Source organism: Chitinophaga sp., from assembly GCF_036566945.1.
Lineage (GTDB): Bacteria > Bacteroidota > Bacteroidia > Chitinophagales > Chitinophagaceae > Chitinophaga.
Map to the genome: position 1 here is coordinate 1 of NZ_DATCVJ010000367.1, position 6,872 is coordinate 6,872.

The 6,872-nt window shown below is 49.6% G+C and carries 5 protein-coding genes; 1 reads left to right on the plus strand and 4 read right to left on the minus strand.

Annotated features, from left to right (window positions below):
* Positions 1-1,053, plus strand: a 1,053-nt coding sequence (locus VIP81_RS10795; protein ID WP_331959754.1) for an acetyl-CoA C-acetyltransferase, incomplete at its 5' end; no start/stop codon positions are given.
* 3 nt (positions 1,054-1,056) lie between these two features.
* Here VIP81_RS10795 and VIP81_RS10800 read toward each other — a convergent pair.
* The 4 genes from VIP81_RS10800 to VIP81_RS10815 all read right to left on the minus strand — a co-directional run.
* On the minus strand, positions 1,057-4,071 hold the full coding sequence (locus tag VIP81_RS10800; protein ID WP_331959757.1) for a PVC-type heme-binding CxxCH protein: 3,015 nt from the start codon (positions 4,069-4,071) through the stop codon (positions 1,057-1,059).
* 183 nt (positions 4,072-4,254) lie between these two features.
* The gene (locus VIP81_RS10805; RefSeq protein ID WP_331959760.1) at positions 4,255-5,397 is read right to left on the minus strand and encodes a TlpA disulfide reductase family protein; all 1,143 of its coding nucleotides are present in this window, start codon (positions 5,395-5,397) and stop codon (positions 4,255-4,257) included.
* Positions 5,398-5,499: 102 nt separating this feature from the next.
* Positions 5,500-6,453, minus strand: a complete 954-nt coding sequence (locus VIP81_RS10810) for a zinc-binding alcohol dehydrogenase family protein (RefSeq protein WP_331959763.1) — start codon at positions 6,451-6,453, stop codon at positions 5,500-5,502.
* Between the two features lie 71 nt (positions 6,454-6,524).
* The coding region (locus tag VIP81_RS10815) for a Crp/Fnr family transcriptional regulator (RefSeq protein ID WP_414649332.1) at positions 6,525-6,872 on the minus strand (348 nt) is incomplete at its 5' end.

The following is a 6,872-nucleotide window of genomic DNA, read 5'->3' on the forward strand; positions in this document are numbered from 1 at the left end:
TTAGGCACGGCACTGGACCCACATACCCCCGCCTATAATTTGCAAAGGGCCTGCGGCACCAGTCTGGATGCCACCATACAACTGGGGCTGCGCATCGCCTGCGGACAAATAGATACCGGCATCAGTGGAGGCAGCGATACCAACAGCGATATCCCCCTGCTCTTCCAGCAACAGCTGGCCTGGAAACTGGTAGCACTGCGCAGCGCCAAAACGCTGAGCGAGCGACTGAAAGTACTGGCTTCCATTCGATTCGAAGACCTCACCCCTGTATATCCATCTATCGTAGAACCCAGAACCGGTATGTCTATGGGACAGCATACAGAAAAAATGGTGAAGGAATGGGGCATTAGCCGGGAAGCGCAGGACGCACTGGCCTACCAGAGTCATATGAATGCTGCCAAAGCTTACGCAGAAGGCTTCTTCCAGGATCTTATCATTGAATACAAAGGCGTAAAAAAAGATACGATTATACGCGGAGATACTACGCCGGAAAAACTCGCCGCGCTGAAGCCTGCATTTGATTTCAGTGGCAACGGCACGCTCACGGCCGGCAACAGCACCCTCTATACCGATGGGGCTTCTGCCTTGCTACTGGCTTCGGAAGAATATGCACAGCAACAAAACTGGCCGGTAATGGCCCACCTGGTAGATGCCGAAACCGCCGCAGTAGATTATGTAAACGAGGAAGGACTGTTGATGGCGCCCACCTATGCCGTAGCCCGCATGCTTAAGCGCAATCACTTAAAGCTGCAGGACTTCGATGTGTATGAAATCCATGAAGCTTTTTGCGGACAAGTACTCTGCACCCTCAAAGCCTGGGAAGATGCCGCCTACTGTAAAAAGCTGGGTTGGGATGTTCCGTTGGGCAGCATAGACCGCAGTAAGCTGAATACCAAAGGTGGCAGCGTTGCCATTGGGCATCCCTTTGCCGCCACCGGTACCCGGATATTGGCACAAACGGCTAAAATCCTGCAGCAACGCGGCAGCGGACGTGCACTGGTATCTATCTGTACCGCCGGCGGAATGGGTGTCACCGCCATACTGGAACGGTAGCCACTATTTTTTCAGCGAGGAAAGATATTCTACCAGGTCTACCAGTTCCTGCTGCGACATGGCCGTAGCTAAACCGGTAGGCATCAGTGAATGCTCATATGCTTTTCTGGAAACGATGGTATTCTTTTTCAGCTTTACACCTTGTCCGCCAGCGGTGCGTACATCTACTTCCTCTTTGGTTTCGCCGGCTACATACCCCAATACCTGCGAGCCATCCGTTAGTTTAAAGAAGTATCCTTCAAAGCCAAAGCTAATGCCGCCATCGGGGTGGATAATGGCATCATAGATAGCGCTTTTGGTCAGCTTGCTGCCTATTTCAGACAATGCCGGACCAAAGTTTACCCCCGCGTTACCTGCCACATGGCAGGTGGCACAATAACTGTTAAATATTTTTTTTCCTCCGGAGACCTCTCCCTTCATAGCCACCAACTGATCTACGGGCAATAGGTCGTGGTGTACGGTGGCTGGCTCATAATAAGCTACGGCTTTGGCTTTGATATCCTGTCGCCATGCATGTGTGAGCACCGCCTTTGCTACGGTATCCAGATCGGCCGGCAATGATTTATTGGCCACCATGTTCCACAAATCGGCGTACCCATCCCAACCGTGGCCCAGGTTGCGGGTAGCAAGCTGTCTTAACGGTAAAGAATATACGTTGTTACGCATCAGCGCCGACAACAGCTCGCGGTTGGTACGATCCTGCGCCTTACCCAGTGCGGTTACCAGCGTAGCTGCACTGGCAGAATCAGATTTTTTCAGGGTCCTGATCACCAGCGCCTGTCCGCCACACTGCAACAATGTTTTCATGCTATAGCCCTGCAGATCATCCCGTTGGGTATCGAGTACCATTTGGAGTAATGTTTCATTCTGATCGCGGAGGTGATACTTGAGTACGAGGTCTACGTATTCCATTTCCCCTTTGACTACGCCCAGACTGTTGTGCAACAAGGCCGTCATAGCCGGCGTTTTAGGAAGGGCCGCCGCATCCAGCTGCATCAGGGCCAGTGCACTGATCCAACGTTGTTTGGGATCATCTTTCAGCAGACTTAATAATACCGGCGTACTTTCTGCCACCGGATAAAAATCGAATGCGCGGAAATATTTTTTATCCTGCCGGATATCATTCTCTGGCTCCTGGATCAGCGCGGCCAATAAAGGTAATGCGGCCGGAGTTCTGGCCCGCCAGATGATGTCCTGATCGGCAGACGGATAGCGGGTATTGGGTGGTAGCTGCCGCCATGCGTCGAAACACGCTTTCCAGTTACCATCTGCGGCAATGCCCAGGGCTTCCAGGTACCAGCGGTCTTTTCCATTGTATTGTGCTGCCAGCAGGGCCCAGTTGGCGGGCATATCTGCTTCATGGCTATGGTACATGGCCAGCAATGCCTGCCGGCGCACCGCGGCCGAAGTATCTGTTACCAGCATATTACCATAGCTAACGCCACTTTCTTTGGCTGCCCTTATCGCTGTGATACGGATATCTTCGTCTTTATCCTGTAAGGCTGTTTTAATATAGCCGGCACCGTTAGGCAGCTTGCTCAGCAGCCAGAGCGCACGCGCCCGGTAACGGGAATTACTGCCGTTGTACATGGATTGTAATTCCTTTTCTGCTGTGGCCCCCATACTATGGAGCTTTGTCCACGCCAGGTATCGGGTGCTGCCGTTGGGACTTTTCAATGCTTCCACCGCACTGCCAGCATCACTGATGACTGGTGGTTTAATTTTATACGCACTACCGGCAGGGGCTACACGAAATACACGGCCACGGTCCAGGTCACCCACCTGGTGGCCACCTACGCCGGGGTCGTACCAATCGGCTACAAACAGGGAACCATCCGGCGCAATGCAAACATCAGCAGGACGGAACCATTGATCCGTAGCACTCTCCAGTATATTTTCTATCGTTGCCGTATAGCCGGCACCGTTCTTTTTAGCGGGGTAAGCTCTTACTACATTATGCCCCGGTTCTCCATGGATCATCTGGTTGCGGAATACTTCCGGCAGCAGCGAGCCTTCGTATACCACCATGCCTGTAGGTGATCCCGAACCTGTTTGTAATAAGTTAGGCACCACACCCGGATCATTGAGATGCCAGTGCCGGTAAGGAATAGAATCTTCCATATTCATACGGCGGGATGACCAGCCCGCGCCGGTCATCTCATCCGTATATCCATAGTTGCCATGTTCGAGAATATAATTGATCCGAACGCCCCGGTTGCCATCATCATCATTATCACTCTGCCACATGTTACCAAACGCGTCTACGGCTACTTCATAGTTATTGCGGAAATTATGCGCCATCACTTCCAGGCCACTACCGTCTATATTACAGCGGAAGATCATGCCTTGCCGGTAAGGCTTGCCTTTGTTGGCGATCAGGTTACCATCCGCATCTTTTATTACGTTTCCATTCTTATCAAGTATACTATCCCCGGCATTACCAAAGTTGAAATACAGCTTTCCATCCGGTCCAAACGTAAACGCGTGAATAGCATGGTCGTGCTGTATGCCGCCAATACCACGGAACAGGAGTTCCTTTTTATCGGCTTTATCGTCACCATCGGTATCTGTGAAGATGAACACGTTAGGGCTGCAGGATACAATGACTTTATTGCCGAGTACACAAATACCCAATGCGGCATTAATGCAGGTATCCTGGTAAAAAACTTTGGCGGTGTCGGCTTTACCGTCCCCATCGAGGTCTTCCAGGATCATGATCCGGTCGCCTGCCGCTTTGTAAGGATGGCCGGGGTTGAGTTGATTCCGGTAGTTGTATGCCTCCGTAATCCACACCCTCCCTTTTTCATCAATGTCCATATTAGTGGGATTCATGATAGCCGGCTCACTGGCGAATAGGGTTGTTTCCAGTCCTTCCCTGGTCTTCAGGCCGCTGACAGCATTTTCCGGTAATCGTAGCTGCGCTTCCGTTAGTGGCGCCGCAGGTACTTTGGGCTGGTTGGAATGACAGGCGCTCAGCAATACAGAGGCCGCAAATAGCAATCGGTGGATATATCTCATACGTGGAATCAATTAAATGTCAGTGTAACACGTATTAAAAGTAACAAAATAAATCACATAAAAAAACCCGTCCCGGGAAACCGGGACGGGTGGTCCATTGTCATCCATTTCACCGAATAAAAATTTCGATATTATTCTATGCATATACCATGCCGGAAATGGAAAAATATGATTCAAAAAAACTTAATGTATTACTTTCTCCAGCGCTGCTTCCAGTGCTTCACCACGCAAATTCATCGCAATAATGCGACCCTGCGGGTCCAGCAGAAAATTCTGCGGAATAGAATTGATCATGTAAAGTTTAGCCACATCACTATTCCACCATTTCAGGTCGCTTACATGATGCCAGGTAAGACCATCCTTTTCAATAGCGGCTGTCCATTTAGCTTCATCACCGGTTCTATCCAGCGATACGCCTAAGATATCAAAGTTCTTATCCTTGAAACGATTGTATGCTTTTACTACGTTAGGATTTTCAGCCCGGCACGGACCACACCAGCTGGCCCAGAAATCGAGCAGTACATATTTACCACGCAGATCAGACAATTTCATGGTTTTACCATCCGGTGTAGCGGCAGAAAAATCTGGTGCCACCTGGTTCATTGCCAGGGTGGCCGATGCTTTCAGTATAGCTGCTGCTTTCAACCCTAAAGTGGATTGACGCAGTGCCAGCGGAAATTTATCAAACAGTTTTTGTGTACCTTCTATATCCATCACGCGGCCACCCATTTTTTTACGCAGCGTAACAAGACTCACATAATAATCCGGATGCGCCAGCATAAATTGTTCCTGCAAAGATTCCTGCTCCGCCATCAGTTTTCTGAAGGCCATCGTCAGACTGTAGTAACCGGTAGTATCCTTTTGTTCGGACATCATCATACGCTGTGCAATAGCACGCATAGAATCCATGCTCTTCGTTTGGGAAGCAAACGTAGCATTCAATTCATCCAATTGTTTGGTAAAAGGAGAGCCTTTTATTTCAGCGTCCTGCAGCAGATTAAATCCATCAACTTTTTTCTGGGTGAGTTTCATCTTGTCGGTAGGCGTGATAAATAAAGCACGATTACCGCTACTCTTTTTCTCATCTTTCAAACGAATACTCAACATCGCCTCAGCGGTGTCAGTTATTTCGTAAGTCAGCTTAAAAGCACCTTTCTCCACTAATGCGGAATCTAATGGCTTATATCCATTGCCGGATGATTTTAAGAGAAAGATGTATTCATTATTAAAGGCATCAGGTACTTTACCTGTAATGGTGGCCTTCTTTTGCGCAAATGCACCGGAAACTGCTACTGTTGCCAGGCAGCTGAAGAGAATTCTTTTCATTCGTTTAATGGTTGGTTGGTTTTGCCCGAATGTATAAAAACGCTCCCAGCCCTTCAACTGCTTAATGACAGGCGGTCATGGTAAGTTGTTTACCGGTTTTGCTCAGGGTAGTAATACAATCCTGCTACCGTTGGCGGTTTCCAGGTTCCAGGCAGCCGCTACTTCCCCGAGGGGCATTTCCACCAGGTCTATCTGCAGCTTGCCCGCAGCGGCACATTTCATGATCTCGGGAAACGATTTAAAGATAGCTTCCGGGGCAATGCTGCCACCACCGCTTCCCAGTATTTCCAGGCGGGAACTACGCAGGGCTTCCGCCGGAAGAGAGATGTTACTGCCGGCCATGGCCCCTACCTGTACCAGGCGGGTACGCGGCCCTTCTTTCATCAGCTCCTTACCGGTGATAGCGGTAATCAGTGTACTCACAGGCTCGCCCCAGAGGTAATCAATCACCACATCGTACGACTGCGCCGCAAAAGCCTTTAGAAGGGCTTCCGGCGATTGATCCAATGCAATACACTCATCAGCACCTAATGCCGGCAACTGCGCTAAAACGGCTTTGTTACGGCCGGCAGCGATGACCTTTCCGGCCCCCAGCGCTTTGGCGATTTGTACCGCCAGCTTACCGGCTGCTCCGGTAGCACCCAGGATCAGCACCGTTTCGCCGGGTTGTAATTGCCCACGGTAATTTAATGCCAGCCAGGAAGACATCGCCGGATTAAAAATAGCTGCCGCCATACTATCACTAATGCCATCCGGTAAAGGAATACACCACTTTTTATCCACCACCCCATAATCTGCCATGGTGCCGTATGGCTTGCGCAAACCGCCGAAATACACACGGGTACCATCTTCCAGTACCCCGGTACCATCCACACCCGCCACAAAAGGCTGCTCACTACCACCGGAATAATGCTGCCCCGCCACAATCGCCTTTACAATAGGATGTATGGCTGCGGCACTTACTTTTACCAACAGTTCATTACTGCCGGGTATAGGATCCGGGAAAAATTTATATTGAGGAACCTGTCCTGCCTGATCTACTATTGCTCCATTCATAAGGATATCTGTTTTTTGTAAGACAAAGGTCTGCCTGCAAAAAACAGCATCTCTTTACAATTGTTAAGAAATTATCGTTGGAGCTTATTCCGGATACGACTGAGAGACACTGCTGTAATACCCAGGTAGGACGCTATATATTGGAGCGGCACCCGCTGTAATAAATGTGGCTGTTCCTTCAACAACGCCTCATATCTTTCCTGCGGGGTATCTCTGATATGGGAAACAAACAATTTACTATAATGCAGGAAACGTTGAAAAATAGCTTCTTCCATTTCCGCTTTAAATCCGGGCACACTGTTTACGATCACCGCAAAATCATCCTTTGCTATTTTAAGCAACTTCGACGGGAATAGCGTTTCCAGCGTAAACATACTGGGCTGCCCGGTGCGGAAACTTTCAATAGAGGATACTCCTTC

Coding starts and splice junctions, on each gene's coding strand:
- VIP81_RS10800 (WP_331959757.1), bottom strand. CDS start 4,071: ATGAGATATATCCACCGATTGCTATTTGCGGCCTCTGTATTGCTGAGC.
- VIP81_RS10805 (WP_331959760.1), bottom strand. CDS start 5,397: ATGAAAAGAATTCTCTTCAGCTGCCTGGCAACAGTAGCAGTTTCCGGT.
- VIP81_RS10810 (WP_331959763.1), bottom strand. CDS start 6,453: ATGAATGGAGCAATAGTAGATCAGGCAGGACAGGTTCCTCAATATAAA.